Below are 15,702 nucleotides of genomic sequence, written 5' to 3'. Positions count from 1 at the left end.
ATGAAGATTACATTGTTGTAATGCAAAAAAACATCTTTCTTATTAAGAAAGATGTTTTTGGAAAACTACCCCGCTATTTGTGGGCAGTAACTCCCATCTTAAAATTCAGCGAATGCGAGGGAATTAGGTGGGCGATAACTGCCCGTAAAAGCCCGATTGATTCAGCTAATACTCAGTGGAGGATGGAAAAATCACCCACTGAGTAAAGTTTCACTTTATATTGAAGTATTAATCATTTAAGAACAGAACCATATGTTCCTCGTCCCAATATTGACCGTTATGTTTTAATGAACGCTCTTGTACGCCGTAAGTTTGGAAACCTAATGACTCATATAATTTTTTTGCTGCATCGTTACCAACTACAACATCGAGCATAAGTTGTTCTACATGTAATTTATCGGCATTTTCAATAATTGCTTTAATTAGAGCTCGTCCTGCTCCGAGACCACGTGCTTTTGGAGAAACAAAAACGGAGCCAATTTTTGCTTTATGTTCTTGTTTAATAAATGGTTTTGTTTCTAAAGTAGCGATACCAATTAAATCATTATCTTTGAAGACACCTAGAGTATACTTATCCGGATTGCTTAATCGTTTAGCCATAGCAGCCACAGGATTTTCATGTTTAAGAACATCTTCATAAGAAGAGCTAAAAGCTTCCGGATTCTTCGTTAAACCTTCCATACAAACTTTTAAATATATTTCTGCGTCCTCTGTTGTTAATAAGCGAATTTCCATAGTTGTAACCTCCCTGGTGGATTTCAAATAAATCCATTACTTTTATAAGATTGAGTATATGTTTTGTTAGTATTCTCTTTTAATTTGTAAAAGAATGAAAAGATATATGCTACAATGTTTTGTTTTAATTATGTAATGAAATTATATATTAACTTTGTTAACTATTCAAGTGTTTAATATGTTACATTTTTATAACTAAAATAACTCCTCGATTGAGGAGTTATTTTTTAAACATTGGATTGATAGCCATCAATTCGTTTTGGATGTGTGTAAATATTACAAGATTCATTTCTAATAAACCCTACGACTGTAATGCCTAAATCATGGGCAAGTTGCAATGCCAGTTTTGTTGGAGCGGATTTAGATAGAACAATTTCACATCCGATTTTTGAAACTTTGAGTAAAATTTCGGATGAAATACGTCCGCTAAATGCGATGATTTTTCCTTTAATGGATATATCGTTACGCAAACAATGACCATATATTTTATCTAATGCATTATGTCTTCCAATATCCATTCTTGATAGGAGGATATTGTTTCGATCACATAGCGCGGTATTGTGAACACCGCCAGTTTGGCGAAATGTAGTAGAAGATTGTTGCAAGGTATTCATTAAATGAAAGCATTCTTCAGGAGTAATTTTTACATGTATATCATGTAAGTCTTTTGCTTTTGCTGCGTCGTTTACGAAAATAAAACCTTGTCTACCTTTTCCGCAGCAAGAAGTGATGTATCGTTTATTATATAAAGTTTGTTAGAGCGGATTCACTTTTGATGATTTTACATGGACAATTCCGTTATCTTTTTGAACCCATAGTTCTTCAACATCTTTATAGGAAGAAATAATCCCCTCAGCAATTAAAAAACCAATTACCATATCTTCAATATAATTTGGTGTGCATACGACTGTTACATATTCTTCACCATTCAATTTAATAGTAATAGGAGATTCTGTAACAATCTCATCAAGTTGTTTTGAAAATGTACCAGATTGATAACGTACAATTGTATAAGTCTCTTGCGTAGGCCCCATATTTAATTCCCCTTTTATATGTATTTCTCTCCCACATTTATCATAAAACAATGGAAAAAATAAAAACACCTATTAAAAAGAAGATCACAGATTATTTTGGTTATTATTGTATATGTACGATATAATAGAACTGTAGAATAGTGATATTTTCAAGCTTTCGTAGTTATACCTTATAACATCTAGAATCGACTTCATAAGAAAGTATTTGGGTAGAGCGTTTCAAAAATATGTACAGTAATGCGATTTTGAAAACGGATTCATAGTTGTATTGTACAGTTGGTTGTAAGGAGAGGGGAAACTATGGCAGAACAGACAGTCCGTGTAACCGTCGATGGTAAAGAATTTTCTGCATCAGGTGAAAAGACGATACTACAATTATTTAACGAGAGTAATTTGGAACATCCTCAAATTTGTCATGTACCAGAAGTAGATCCAATTCAAACTTGTGATACGTGTATTGTAGAAGTAAATGGAAAGTTATTGCGTGCTTGTTCAACGAAATTAGAGAACGGTATGCATATCGAAAGACAGTCCCAGCGTGCAAAAGAGGCACAGACTGAGGCAATGGATCGAATATTAGAAAATCATCTATTGTATTGTACCGTTTGTGATAACAATAATGGTAACTGTAAAGTCCATAATACAGTACATATGATGGGAATTGAGGAACAGAAATATCCGTATGAGCCAAAAGTAAGTGCGTGTGAAGTGGATATGTCACATCCATTTTATCGATATGATCCAAATCAATGTATTGCTTGTGGGCAGTGTGTAGAAGTATGTCAAAACTTACAAGTGAATGAAACTATATCGATTGATTGGAGCTTAGACCGTCCACGTGTTATATGGGACAATGGTGTAAGTATAAATGACTCATCTTGTGTAAGTTGTGGGCAGTGTGTAACAGTATGTCCATGTAATGCGTTAATGGAAAAAACAATGCTGGGTGAAGCTGGATTCATGACAGGATTGAAACCGGATGTGTTAGATCCGATGATTGATTTTGTAAAGGATGTAGAGCCGGGATATAGTAGTATTTTAGCAGTTTCAGAAGTAGAGGCTGCGATGCGTAAGACGAAAGTGAATAAAACAAAAACAGTTTGTACATTTTGTGGTGTAGGTTGTTCATTTGAAGTATGGACGAAAGACCGCCACATTTTGAAAGTGCAGCCTGTTTCAGATGCGCCGGTTAACGGTATTTCCACATGTGTAAAAGGCAAATTTGGATGGGATTTTGTAAACAGTGAAGATCGTATTACAAAGCCATTAATTCGCCAAGGAGATACGTTTGTTGAAGCTTCATGGGAAGAGGCTCTGGAAGTTGTTGCATCCAATATGCAGCATATTAAATCAGAATATGGAAGTGATGCATTTGGATTTATTTCTTCTTCGAAAGTAACGAATGAAGAAAATTATCTTATGCAAAAACTAGCCCGTCAAATATATGGAACGAATAATGTAGACAATTGTTCCCGTTATTGTCAATCTCCAGCAACAGACGGTTTATTTAAAACTGTCGGTATGGGCGGGGACGCTGGAACAGTGAAAGATATTGCGGAAGCAGGCCTTGTCATTATCGTTGGAGCAAATCCAACAGAAGGACATCCTGTACTTGCAACGCGTGTAAAACGTGCTCATAAATTACATGACCAAAAATTAATTGTGGCAGACCTTCGTAAACATGAAATGGCAGAGCGTGCGGATTTATTCATTCATCCGCGCCAAGGAACTGATTACGTATGGCTCGCTGGTATTACGAAATATATTATTGATCAAGATTGGCACGATAAAAAGTTCATAGCTGAAAATGTGAAGAATTTTGATGAATATAGCAAAATGGTAGAAAAGTATACGCTTGATTATACAGAAGAAATTACGGGGATTTCGAAAGAAAATCTGAAAGAAATGGCTCGTATGGTATATGAAGCAGATGGTACTTGTGTACTTTGGGGAATGGGTGTAACTCAAAATACTGGAGGAAGTACAACTTCAGCAGCAATTTCAAATCTATTGCTTGTTACGGGTAACTATCGTCGTCCTGGTGCAGGAGCATATCCATTACGCGGACATAATAACGTACAAGGCGCTTGTGATATGGCAACATTACCAAACTGGCTTCCAGGTTACCAAGCGGTTTCAGATGATGCGCTCCGTGCGAAATTTGAAAAAGCATACGGTACTACAATTCCGAAAGCACCAGGTTTAAATAATATTGCAATGTTACTTGCGGCAGATGAAGGAAAACTGCGTGGTATGTATGTTATGGGTGAAGAAATGGCTTTAGTAGATTCGAATGCCAACCATGTACAACATATTTTAGCGAATTTAGATTTCCTTGTTGTTCAAGATATGTTCTTATCGAAAACAGCTCGTTTTGCTGATGTTATTTTACCGGCAGCACCAAGCTTAGAAAAAGAGGGAACATTTACGAATACAGAGCGCCGTATTCAAAGATTATATGAAGTATTGAAGCCGCTTGGTGATTCAAAGCCAGACTGGTGGATTTTACAAAAAGTAGCTCGTGCACTTGGCGGGGACTGGAATTATGAAAGTCCAAGTGAAATCATGGATGAAATTGCATCGCTTGCACCTTTATATTCTCAGGCAACATACGATCGTTTAGAAGGATGGAATAGTTTATGTTGGGGTAGCCATGATGGTAGCGATACACCGCTATTATATGTGCATGGATTTAACTTCCCGGATAAACTAGCTCGTCTATCATTAGATGAATGGGTACCACCAGTTGTAGCGCCAGATGAGTATGATTTACTTTTAAATAATGGACGTATGTTAGAACATTTCCACGAAGGGAATATGACGAATAAATCGGCTGGTATTTTATCTAAAGTATCTGAAGTGTTCGTTGAAATCTCGCCTGAACTTGCCCTAGAGCGCAATGTGAAAGATGGTGGCCTTGTAGAATTAGCATCACCATTTGGGAAAATTAAAGTACAGGCACTTGTTACAGATCGTGTAACGGGGAAAGAGCTATATTTACCGATGCATGCAACGGTAAATGAAGAGGCAATCAATATTTTAACTGGAACGGCGACAGATCTTTATACGTGTACACCAGCGTATAAACAAACGATGGTAAAGATGCGTGTATTACGTGAAAAAGGGAATCGTCCGTTACCATCTTCAAACCCGAGAGATAAAAAGCGTAATCCGCAAAACGGTGTTGAAATCGAGCAAAAATGGCAAAGAAAACAATACGTATCACTTGTGGACTAGGGGGCGGAGATAGTGGCGAAAGAAATTACTATAATTAAAAAGAAAGTTGTAACAGAGGAAGAACAGAAACAGCAATTAGCAGATGAACTTCTAAATGAGCTATCTAATAATCGTGAAGCAGTAGAAGAAACGATGCAGCTTTTAGCACAGTTGCAGAAGGCTGGTATATTAGATGCAGCGATTAGTTTACTTGCTGCGAAGGAAGATGTTTCAAAAATCGCTGTGGAGCAATTAAATCGTGAACCAGTTAAAAATGCACTCAACAATATGATGGGGGCAGGAGAAGCGTTATCTTCAGTTGACCCAGAAATAACGAAGCAAATTACGTCCAGTTTAGTTACAGGATTGCAATTTGCAACAGATGAATTAAATAGTGGTAAAAAAACAAAAGTGATGGATTTCTTTAAAGTATTAAAAGATCCAGATATCAATAGAGCTATTACATTCGGTTTTAGCTTCTTGAAAGCATTTGGACAAGGGCTAGAGAAAAAATAGAATAAATGAAAAAGTGATGGGAAGTAGCCATCACTTTTTTCATTATATGTATAAGAGTGTTCATGTTAAGCGGAATATATTATTATTAAAAAGATGGATTAGAACTGGAAATATGGAATCCATCTCAAATATCGTTTTAGAATGTGGAGGAATATATGCAACACCGTAAAAAACTATCTATACCAGGAGTAATAGGACATTCCTTTCAAACAGTTAAATTTGCTTTTTGGAATGTATTAACTTTTCAACTTGCTTATAAATTATTAGCAGCGATTGTGTTTGTTCCACTATTTGGAATCATTTTTAATAAGTTATTGTATTTTGGTGGTTATGCAAATGCGACAAATGATGAATTATTAGCGTTTTTAAAGACGCCTTATGGGATCTTAGCAATCGTAATTTTATCATTGTTAGCACTGTTTCTTATCTTTACAGAATTTGCGGTGCTTATTATTATTTCGTATTTCGCTCATAAAAGACAGAAGGTGAAATTACGTCCGATTTTATATAAAACGGTAACGTATTTACCTACTCTTTTTACATATTGCTTACCAGGATTTATTTTATATGCTGTCGTATTGTTGCCTCTTTTAAATATGGGATATGAAACGGCATTAATCCCGCAAATTCAAATTCCTAACTTTATTACAGGAGAACTGTTTAAGACAACGATGGGACAAGTTGGTTATTACACGTTCTTTGCTGTAGTCGCGTATTTGAATCTTCGATGGATTTTCGTTCTACCTATTGTTGTTTTAGAGCAAAAACCATTTCGCGTGGCAGCACGTAAAAGTGCAACTTTAGTAAATGAAAGCTTTTTTAAAGTACTATTCTTTTTAGTAGGGTTTTTTATTTCAATTGGAATTGTATATGTCGTGTTTTTGGGAATATATTTATTGTGCCTATGGGGTGTTTATGAATTTACAAACCCGAAAGGAACATTTGCATTATTAGCTGAATCAACGATTTCTGTATTTTTAACGAGCACATTGTATTTATTCAGCTTTATCGTGACGCCATTTTATATTATGGCGATTACGCGATTATACTTACAAAAGGTACCGGTTGAGGATGTTTTATTAGAAGAAGGATTAGATTATTCGAAAACGAAAGCAGATAAATGTTTTTTTCAAAAACATCGTTGGAAATTCATTGGCGTATACATTGTAGGAATTATTACTGCCGGAATGGTCGTTGCCTTCATTGTAACGTTTATTTCAAATTCGTATAAAGAACCGATTATTATGGCGCACCGCGGGTATATATCAAAAGGCGTAGAAAATACGAAAGAAGCTGTGCAAGGTGCTATTGATGCAAAAGCAGACTACGCTGAAATAGATGTATTACAAACGAAAGACGGTGAACTAGCGGTTATACATGATTTGAAGCTGAAACGTCTCGCAAATGCCAATGTGCATGTGTCAGATTTAACGATGGCGGAGTTAAGGCAACTTACCCTTAGTCAAGATGGACTTTCAGGACAAATAAGTACACTTGATGAAATCATTAAGCTAGCAAATGGCAAAATCAAACTTAATATAGAAGTGAAGCTTCATGGGGGCGAAAAAGATTTTGTAAACAAAGTCTTAAAAACGATTAAAGATAATGAATTTGAGAAGCAATGTGTAATTCAAACGTTACACTATCCACTTATTAAAGAGTTTAAGCGTGCAAATCCAGATATAAAAGTAGGGTATATATTGTATGCAAGTAGAGCTAACTTAAAGAATGTGAAGGCTGACTTTTACGTAGCAGAAGAATATATGTTAAATAAGAAATTAGTAAAAGAAGCAAGGAAGTTAAACAAACCAATTTACGTATGGACAGTAAATGATATGGAAAATTTAAAGGCATATTATAAGTTGAACGTAGATGGTATCATAACCGATTACCCTGAAGATGCACGTGAAACAATTAAGATGTTAAAAGAGCAAGAAGCGGAAGAAAGTGATCTGTTTGATAAAATTACTGAAACGACAGATGATTTATTTTCTAAGTTATTTATAAGTTACCCAGCTGCTGGCTAAATGCTAGCAGCTGTTTTTTTGTGAAAAGAATATATCTCTAAAGTATTGAGTAAAGTAATAACTGTATATGTATACGTTATCGCTTAGGTTTCTTACATTGTTACATTATTGTCAAATAATAAATGATTGCTGTTTATTTTGAAGCAGTATAATAAAAATAGAGTGAAAGATAATGAAATGACACGAAACCCCTAATAGAATCAATGTTTTATATATTTACACTATTCTAAATATAAAAACTTTAGGAAAATGTTATGTTAGCGTTTTCATAACTTTTAAGTTATGCTAGAATAAGGACATAAGTTATTAATTATTACAAAAAGAAAAAAGAATCTCTTTTTTCTGTTAATTATAAGGGGGCATTTCATTATGCGTATTGGGGTACCAGCAGAAATTAAAAACAACGAAAACCGTGTGGCAATGACACCAGCAGGTGTTGTACATTTAATTCGTAACAATCACGAAGTATTCATTCAAAAGGGTGCAGGTTTAGGGTCTGGTTTCACAGACGCTCAGTATGTTGAAGCGGGAGCAAAAATTGTTGATACAGCTGAAGAAGCTTGGAACATGGAAATGGTTATGAAAGTTAAGGAACCAATTGAAAGCGAATACAAACACTTCAGTGAAGGCTTAATCTTATTCACATACTTACACTTAGCTCCAGAGCCAGAATTAACAAAAGCTTTAATCGAGAAAAAAGTTGTTTCTATCGCATATGAAACAGTACAATTAGAAAACCGTTCATTACCATTACTTGCACCTATGAGTGAAGTAGCTGGTCGTATGGCTGCACAAATTGGTGCACAATTCCTTGAGAAGAACAAAGGCGGTAAAGGTATCTTACTTGCAGGTGTTCCAGGGGTTAAACGTGGTAAAGTAACAATCATCGGTGGTGGACAAGCTGGTACAAATGCTGCTAAAATTGCAGTTGGACTAGGTGCGGATGTAACAATCATCGACTTAAGTGCAGAACGTCTTCGTCAATTAGATGACATTTTCGGAAACCAAGTAAAAACTTTAATGTCTAATCCTTACAATATTGCAGAAGCTGTTAAAGAGTCTGATCTTGTAATCGGTGCAGTATTAATCCCAGGTGCAAAAGCTCCAAAACTTGTAACAGAAGAAATGATTAAATCAATGGAACCAGGTTCTGTTGTTGTAGATATCGCGATTGACCAAGGTGGTATTTTCGAAACAACTGATCGTATTACAACTCATGATAACCCAACTTATGAAAAACACGGCGTTGTTCATTATGCAGTTGCAAACATGCCAGGTGCGGTTCCACGTACATCAACTCTTGCATTAACAAACGTAACAGTACCATATGCAGTACAAATTGCTAACAAAGGCTACAAAGAAGCTTGCCTAGGTAACACTGCATTACTAAAAGGTATTAACACATTAGATGGCTATGTAACATTCGAAGCAGTTGCAGAAGCTCACGGTGTAGAGTACAAAGGTGCTAAAGAATTATTAGAAGCAGAAACAGTATCTTGCTAATAGAAGCATTATACAAAACAAAATCGAACAATATATAAAACAACATGATAAGAGCTAAGAGTGAAGATCTCTTAGCTCTTCTTGGCAAAAGGGGGCATACATCGTGGCCAACCTATTTAAAAAGAAATCCGTTACGCAATTGTTAGGGGAAAGTAAAAGTAAAACTTTGACGAAAACGCTAGGGGCATTTGACCTAACAATGCTAGGGATTGGTGCGATAATTGGTACAGGAGTTCTAGTATTAACTGGATTAGTAGCAGCAAGAGATGCTGGTCCAGCAGTTATTTTTTCATTCATGATTGCAGCCATCGTTTGTGGATTTGCAGCATTATGTTACGCAGAGGTTGCTTCTACACTTCCTGTTTCAGGTAGTGTGTACACATACTCATATGCAACAATTGGTGAGTTTGTAGCTCATTTAATGGGATGGACATTACTATCCGTATATGTTGTAACGACTGCCGCAGTAGCTGGCGGATGGACTGGTTACTTCCATAACTTAGTGAGTGGATTAGGGCTTGAAATTCCAAAAGCACTGCTAACGATTCCGTCTCAAGGTGGTATAGTGAATTTACCAGCAGTTATCGTTACATTAGTTATAACTTGGTTATTATCAAGAGGTACGAAAGAAAGTAAACGAGTGAATAACATAATGGTATTAATTAAAATTGGTATCGTTGTTTTATTCATTGCAGTTGGTGTATTCTACGTGAAACCAGAAAACTGGATACCATTTGCACCGTATGGTTTAAGTGGAGTTTTCGCGGGGGGAGCAGCAGTATTCTTTGCTTTCTTAGGATTTGATGCATTAGCAACTTCTGCTGAAGAAGTAAAAAATCCGCAACGTGATCTACCGATTGGTATTATCGCTTCGTTAGTCATTTGTACAATCATTTATGTTGTAGTTTGTCTCGTTATGACGGGTATGGTTTCATATAAAGAGCTAGATGTACCGGAAGCGATGGCGTATGTGTTAGAAGTTGTAGGACAAGATAAAGTAGCTGGTATAATCGCAATTGGAGCTGTAATTGGTATTATGGCAGTAATTTTTGCTTACATTTATGCAACGACACGTGTATTCTTCGCTATGAGCCGTGACGGTTTATTGCCAGAATCTTTCGCGAAAATTAATAAAAAGACAGAAGCACCAACATTTACAGTTTGGTTAACAGGAATTGGTAGTGCTTTAATTGCTGGATTTATCGATTTGAAAGAATTGTCGAATTTAGCGAATATTGGAGCGTTGTTAACATTTGCGATGGTTGGTGTGTCAGTTATTATTCTTCGTAAAACACATCCAAAATTACAACGTGGATTTATGGTACCACTTGTACCGATCTTGCCGATTATTTCAATTGCATGTTGTCTATTCTTAATGGTAAACCTACCATTAAAAACATGGATGTACTTCGGTGCTTGGTTAGCAATCGGAGTAGTTGTATACTTTGTTTATTCGAAAAAACATAGTCATTTAAAAGACGATGGAAGTTCGCAGGATAATTTAGAACAAGCTAATTAAAGGGATATAAACACAGTAAGCCTTGTGCGTCTAGGGAGCGCGCAAGGCTTTTTCTTTTGTTGAAATAAAGGGAATGTATATTATTTTGTCGAATTTTTCTGTCGGAATATGAAAAAAGGGTGGGATCGAAATGGAAGAAGCAAAAGTTGTTGTTGGAGTAGAGGGTTATAATAATAACCCTGGTTGGTTACATACGAATGAAGAAGAATTAAATTTATTACGGAGAGAAACTTGGCTTGATAAATTTCAACCTAATTCTTTATCAGTAATTTTGGCAGAACATGTATGGGAGCATTTATCATATGAAGAAGGAATTGAAGCTGCAAAAATTTGTTATGAGTTTTTAATGGAGAATGGATATATTCGTTGTGCAGTACCAGATGCATTTTTTCCAGATGAAGAATATCAGCAAGGGGTACAAGTAGGTGGACCTGGTCCATTAGATCATCCTGCAGCAAGTCATAAAATTGTTCATAGCTATAAAACAATCACGTCCATGTTTGAATCAGCAGGTTTTCAAGTAAGGCTCTTAGAATACTGTGATGAGAATGGTAAGTTTCACTATAATGATTGGAATGAGAAAGATGGATTTATTTATCGTTCGAAACGTTTTGACCATAGAAATCGGGATAATCATTTAGGATTTGTTTCTTTAATTGTGGATGCGGTGAAAAATGAAAAGTAAGTAAAAAGGGGTGTGCGAATTGTGCATCCTTTTTTGTATGAGAATATAGAGAGTGCGGAAAATATGTATACGACTTATTAAAATGTGAACGGAATGTTCATAAAAAAAATTCAGATTTCATTGACACATATGAGTGGGCGCTCATATAATAAGAGTATAAGATATATGAATGATTGTTCATATGTTCAATTAAAGAGGTGAGCTATAATGGCTGGAAATAAAGTAGAAACACCACAAGAGACATGTTCTCAAACGATAATTCATGAAGAAGTTGTAGAGCAAGTAAAACAAACAATTCCAACTGATGAAAGTTTAAGTAAAGTAGCAGAACTATTTAAAGTATTAGGTGACCGTACACGTACGAGAATATTACATGCGCTATTTGAAGCTGAAATGTGCGTTTGTGATTTAGCTTATTTATTAGGAATGACACAATCATCTATTTCGCATCAGCTTCGTGTGTTAAAGCAAGCGAAACTTGTGAAGAATCGTAAAGAAGGAAAGGTTGTTTATTATTCGTTAGCTGACCAGCACGTAATTCATATCTTCGAGCAAGCGTTTGAACACGTAAACGAAGAAGAATAAAAGAACGCGAGGAGGGAGAACGATGGCTGAAGCATTGGTGAAAAAGAAACTGATGTTAGAAGGTTTAGATTGTGCGAACTGTGCAATGAAAATTGAAAAAGGTGTTGGGAATATAGAAGGAGTAAATTCTTGTTCTGTAAACTTCGCAACAAAGACAATGATCTTAGAAACAGCACAAAATAAAGAAAACGAAGTTGTTACAGAAGCAAAACAACTCGTTACAAAATTAGAACCGCATATTAAAGTTCAAGAAGAACAAAAAAATAAAATTGCTAAAGAAGTATTTATATTAGAAGGTTTAGATTGCGCGAACTGTGCAATGAAAATTGAAAATAAAGTGAAGGAAATGCCAGCTGTCTCAGAAGCAACTGTTGATTTCGTATCGAAGAAATTACGAGTAGAAGTTGCGAATAAAAGAGAACTAGAAGCGACTGTAGCAAATATAACAAATGTCGTTCAAAAGTTAGAACCAGATGTGAAAGTTGTTCGTGAAGAGAAGAACGGTCATGACCACGGACATAGTCACGATCATGGTGAAGCAAATGTGAAAAAGATGGTAGGGAGATTAGTGGTCGGCGGAATTTTGACAGCAATTGCTGCATTAGCGGGCTTACCACAAATGGTAACAATTCCGTTATTCGTCCTTGCTTATTTATTAATAGGTGGAGATATCGTTTGGAGAGCGATAAGAAACATAACTCGTGGCCAAGTATTTGATGAAAACTTCTTAATGGCAATTGCAACTGTAGGAGCTTTTGCAATTCAACAATATTCTGAAGCTGTAGCAGTAATGCTATTTTATCAAGTAGGAGAACTATTCCAAAGTATTGCGGTAAACCGCTCCCGAAAATCAATTACTTCATTAATGGATATTCGTCCTGATTATGCGAATGTAAAGGTTGGAAATGAAACGAAGCAAGTATCACCAGAAGATGTACAAATTGGCGATTATATTATCGTTAAGCCAGGTGAGAAAGTGCCGTTAGACGGAAAAGTAATTGAAGGAACATCAATGGTAGATACTTCAGCATTAACAGGTGAATCTGTACCACGTGAAGTAGAAGTTGGAAATGATGTATTAAGTGGCTTTGTGAACCAAAATGGTGTGTTGACAATTGAAGTTACAAAAGAATTCGGTGAATCCACTGTATCGAAAATTTTAGATTTAGTTCAAAATGCAAGCAGTAAAAAAGCACCAACGGAAAACTTTATTACGAAGTTTGCACGTTACTACACTCCAGTTGTAGTTATTACAGCGGCGATCATGGCGTTTATTCCACCACTTATTTTAGAAGGAGCTACATTCTCTGAGTGGATTTATAGAGCTTTAGTGTTCTTAGTAATCTCTTGTCCATGTGCGTTAGTTGTATCCATTCCTCTTGGATTCTTTGGAGGTATTGGCGGTGCATCTAAAAGTGGTGTGTTAGTAAAAGGTAGTAACTATTTAGAAGCTTTAAATGATGTAAAATATATTGTTTTTGACAAAACAGGAACATTAACAAAAGGTGTTTTCAAAGTTACAAAAATGGAACCGAGCGAAGGTACTACAAGTGAAGAGTTATTAGAGTATGCGGCATTTGCTGAAGTATATTCTAACCATCCAATTGCCCAATCTATTCGAAAGGCATATGGAAAATCAATTGATGAAAAAATAATCGATGATTATAACGAAATTTCTGGTCACGGTACAGTCGTAAAAGTACAAGGAAAAGAAATTTTTGCAGGTAATGCAAAATTAATGAGAAAAGAAAATATTGAATTTAAGCAACCAGAAACAGTAGGTACATTAGTTCACGTTGCTGTAGATGGAAGATATGCAGGTTATATTGTTATCTCTGATGAGGTAAAAGAGGATTCGAAACAAGCGATTCAAAAGTTAAAAGAACTAGGTATTAAAAAGACAGTAATGTTAACTGGTGATGCAAAACCAGTTGGTGAAGCTGTCGGTAAAGAATTAGGCTTAGATGAAGTTCATGCGGAATTACTACCACAACAAAAAGTAGAAGAGATTGAAAAAATTGATGCAGCGAAGCACGGAAAAGAAAAAATTGCCTTCGTTGGTGACGGTATTAACGATACACCAGTATTAGCTCGTGCAGACGTTGGTATTGCGATGGGTGGTTTAGGATCAGATGCAGCAATTGAAGCGGCAGACATCGTTATTATGACTGATGAGCCTTCAAAAATTGCGACAGCTGTAAAAATTGCAAAACGTACAAGAAGTATAGTGTGGCAAAATATCATCTTTGCTCTAGGTGTAAAAGGGATCGTTTTATTACTTGGTGCTTTTGGTATTGCAACAATGTGGGAAGCTGTTTTCTCAGATGTTGGTGTGACACTACTTGCAGTGTTAAATGCAATGCGTGTATTAAGAGTGAAAGATTTATAAAAAAGAGGACGCGACCTAAAATGTACCCTATAGAATAGACACTTGAAAAAAGTCTATTCTATAGGGTATTTCTTGTATAATAAAAGGAAAATCGGGATCGGAGAATGTTGAAAATGACAAAAAAACTATTTACAGAAAGAGAAATTCAAATTCTATCAAATAACCTATACGTAAAATCTGTAAGTCAGAAAGGTATCACTTATACAGAGGAATTTAAGCATATTTTTATTGATGAAAATGAAAATGAAAAAGGAAAGCTACCTCGAAATATTTTTGAAGAATGTGGTTTTGATATAGATATGATTGGAATGAAACGAGTTATGTCATCGGGAAGTAGATGGCGTGCTGCTTATAGAAAAAATGGTGTATTGGGTTTAAGGGATACACGTATCGAAAACGCTGGAAGAACTCTTGAGAGAGAGCTTACGTTAGAAGAAAAGTATGCCCGTTTAGAAGCCGAACGAAACTTACTAAAGGCGGAAAACGAATTGCTAAAAAAAATCAAACTTATGGAAGGGAGGATGAGAAGGAAATAATACTACCACCTAGTCAGAAATTCATCTTAATTCGTTCTGTCATCATGAAATACAACTTAAGGAATATGGCCAGTCATTTGTGTAAAGTAGCTGGTGTATCCCGTTCGGGATACTATAATTACTTTTCAGTTTCATCTCAAGAACAACGGAAACAAAAGAGTGATCGGGATGAAATCTTGAAGGAAATCATATTAAAAGCACTTCGATTTAGAAATAGAAAGAAGGGGGCTCGCCAGATAAAGATGACATTGGCGGGTCAGTTTCAAGTTGTCTACAATTTAAAGCGTATCCGTAGAATTATGAAGAAATACGAGATTATTTGTCCGGTTCGCAAAGCGAATCCTTATAAAAGAATGCTTAAAGCTACAAAAGAACATCGAATAGTACCGAATCAATTAAATCGGGAATTTAAACAAAATACCCCAGGGAAAACACTTCTTACAGATATCACCTATTTAGTTTATGGTAAGAATCAAAGGGCCTATTTATCTACAATTTTAGACGGCTCAACTAATGAAATTTTAGCTTACCATGTTTCAGAACAGATGACATTAGAGCTCGTAACGACAACTCTCCATAAACTAAAAAGGAATCCGCGGATTCGATTGACTGAAGGTGCTTATATTCATTCAGATCAAGGATCCCACTACACAAGCCCTACCTATCAAAAGCTAGTCAAAAAGCTAAATCTTGGACAATCCATGTCAAGAAGAGGAAACTGTTGGGATAACGCCCCACAAGAATCGTTTTTTGGTCATCTGAAAGATGAAGCTCATATAAAACCTTGCGCGTCCTTTAATGAATTGAAACAAGAGATTAAGAAATATATGACGTATTATAATCATTATAGATATCAATGGAATTTAAAAAAGATGACTCCTGTTGGATGGTCTTACCCCTGTCAAGTAGACAGTAATAGATTAGGTGTCTTTTCATTAAGCAGCCTTAGTTCCAAAT

Annotated in this window: 10 protein-coding genes and 1 pseudogene; 9 read left to right on the top strand and 2 right to left on the bottom strand. The window is 35.8% G+C overall.

Features of this window, described 5'->3' with window-relative positions; genetic code table 11:
- Positions 1-228: 228 nt before the first annotated feature.
- Positions 229-735 carry a GNAT family N-acetyltransferase gene (locus tag QO049_RS23520; protein ID WP_000405883.1) on the bottom strand — a complete coding sequence of 169 codons (507 nt, stop codon included), beginning with the start codon at positions 733-735 and terminating at the stop codon, positions 229-231.
- Positions 736-962: 227 nt separating this feature from the next.
- Positions 963-1,769 (bottom strand): annotated as a pseudogene (gene fdhD / locus QO049_RS23515) (formate dehydrogenase accessory sulfurtransferase FdhD).
- 300 nt (positions 1,770-2,069) lie between these two features.
- Here fdhD and fdhF point away from each other — a divergent pair.
- The 9 genes from fdhF to QO049_RS23470 form a co-directional block, all read left to right on the top strand.
- The gene (gene fdhF / locus QO049_RS23510; protein ID WP_000840676.1) at positions 2,070-5,006 is read left to right on the top strand and encodes a formate dehydrogenase subunit alpha; all 2,937 of its coding nucleotides are present in this window, start codon (positions 2,070-2,072) and stop codon (positions 5,004-5,006) included.
- A 12-nt stretch (positions 5,007-5,018) separates the two neighbouring features.
- Complete coding sequence (locus QO049_RS23505) at positions 5,019-5,501, top strand: helical membrane plugin domain-containing protein (protein WP_001040507.1); 483 nt, start codon at positions 5,019-5,021, stop codon at positions 5,499-5,501.
- 155 nt (positions 5,502-5,656) lie between these two features.
- Positions 5,657-7,528, top strand: coding sequence for a glycerophosphoryl diester phosphodiesterase membrane domain-containing protein (locus tag QO049_RS23500; protein ID WP_098023259.1), 1,872 nt, complete (start codon positions 5,657-5,659; stop codon positions 7,526-7,528).
- 369 nt (positions 7,529-7,897) lie between these two features.
- Complete coding sequence (gene ald, locus QO049_RS23495; protein ID WP_001219744.1) at positions 7,898-9,031, top strand: alanine dehydrogenase; 1,134 nt, start codon at positions 7,898-7,900, stop codon at positions 9,029-9,031.
- Between the two features lie 103 nt (positions 9,032-9,134).
- The gene (locus QO049_RS23490) at positions 9,135-10,550 is read left to right on the top strand and encodes an amino acid permease (protein WP_001284887.1); all 1,416 of its coding nucleotides are present in this window, start codon (positions 9,135-9,137) and stop codon (positions 10,548-10,550) included.
- 130 nt (positions 10,551-10,680) lie between these two features.
- Complete coding sequence (locus tag QO049_RS23485) at positions 10,681-11,235, top strand: class I SAM-dependent methyltransferase (protein ID WP_284489531.1); 555 nt, start codon at positions 10,681-10,683, stop codon at positions 11,233-11,235.
- Between the two features lie 207 nt (positions 11,236-11,442).
- A complete protein-coding gene (locus QO049_RS23480; protein ID WP_000918378.1) occupies positions 11,443-11,820 on the top strand; it encodes an ArsR/SmtB family transcription factor in 378 nt (125 codons plus the stop codon).
- 22 nt (positions 11,821-11,842) lie between these two features.
- Positions 11,843-14,209, top strand: a complete 2,367-nt coding sequence (locus QO049_RS23475; protein WP_000796560.1) for a heavy metal translocating P-type ATPase — start codon at positions 11,843-11,845, stop codon at positions 14,207-14,209.
- A gap of 104 nt (positions 14,210-14,313) precedes the next feature.
- Positions 14,314-15,702, top strand: a protein-coding gene (locus QO049_RS23470) for an IS3 family transposase (protein ID WP_481748637.1) whose coding sequence is annotated in 2 segments (ribosomal slippage) — positions 14,314-14,701 and positions 14,701-15,702 — 1,390 coding nt annotated over the 2 segments. Because the reading frame shifts where the segments join, the coding sequence is not laid out codon by codon here. This gene is flagged as partial in the annotation.

The organism is Bacillus sp. RB3 (genome assembly GCF_030164735.1).
Classification (GTDB): Bacteria; Bacillota; Bacilli; order Bacillales; family Bacillaceae_G; genus Bacillus_A; species Bacillus_A cereus.
Note: the sequence above shows the minus strand (reverse complement) of the source record. Positions and strands in the feature narration are given on the sequence as shown.

Coding starts and splice junctions, on each gene's coding strand:
- QO049_RS23520 (WP_000405883.1), bottom strand. CDS start 735: ATGGAAATTCGCTTATTAACAACAGAGGACGCAGAAATATATTTAAAA.
- fdhF (WP_000840676.1), top strand. CDS start 2,070: ATGGCAGAACAGACAGTCCGTGTAACCGTCGATGGTAAAGAATTTTCT.
- QO049_RS23500 (WP_098023259.1), top strand. CDS start 5,657: ATGCAACACCGTAAAAAACTATCTATACCAGGAGTAATAGGACATTCC.
- ald (WP_001219744.1), top strand. CDS start 7,898: ATGCGTATTGGGGTACCAGCAGAAATTAAAAACAACGAAAACCGTGTG.
- QO049_RS23485 (WP_284489531.1), top strand. CDS start 10,681: ATGGAAGAAGCAAAAGTTGTTGTTGGAGTAGAGGGTTATAATAATAAC.
- QO049_RS23480 (WP_000918378.1), top strand. CDS start 11,443: ATGGCTGGAAATAAAGTAGAAACACCACAAGAGACATGTTCTCAAACG.
- QO049_RS23475 (WP_000796560.1), top strand. CDS start 11,843: ATGGCTGAAGCATTGGTGAAAAAGAAACTGATGTTAGAAGGTTTAGAT.